Origin of the sequence: Thermococcus sp. M36 (assembly GCF_012027355.1) — an archaeon.
Taxonomy (GTDB): Archaea; Methanobacteriota_B; Thermococci; order Thermococcales; family Thermococcaceae; genus Thermococcus.
Genome location: NZ_SNUH01000285.1, coordinates 1 through 409 on the forward strand (window position 1 = coordinate 1; position 409 = coordinate 409).

The following is a 409-nucleotide window of genomic DNA, read 5'->3' on the forward strand; positions in this document are numbered from 1 at the left end:
TGTGCCATATCCTGAAATACTAGTATTAATATAATAACCCCATGAAGTGCTAACTGTTTGTGTAGCTACTGATTGAGCTTTTACTTTTAGTAAGCAAAAACACAAGACTATACTTAGGGTAATACTGTCTTTTATTTTCATTCTGTTAAGATTTAAGTATTTGCTTTTTAATTTTTTCTATTTCAGTTTGCTGTTTGCGAATTTGTTTTTGTTGTTCATTGTTTCTCTTTTGTTGATTTTCATTTTCTTTTTTCATTTCAATCATGTATAAGGTCAACTCCTCTATCTTTCTTAATAAAATTGCCTGCGTTTCGCCAATATCAATACCTTGGACTTTTACTTCTTTTTCGCTGGGTACATCGGGTAAGTGTTGGTGTGTTTTGATGTATTGCTCTACTTCTGTTAGTGT

At 31.3% G+C, this 409-nt stretch carries 1 protein-coding gene; it reads right to left on the reverse strand.

Features of this window, described 5'->3' with window-relative positions; all coding sequences use genetic code 11:
• Positions 1-145: 145 nt before the first annotated feature.
• Positions 146-409: hypothetical protein (locus E3E36_RS12375; protein WP_206203724.1), on the reverse strand; the 264-nt coding region annotated here is incomplete at its 5' end.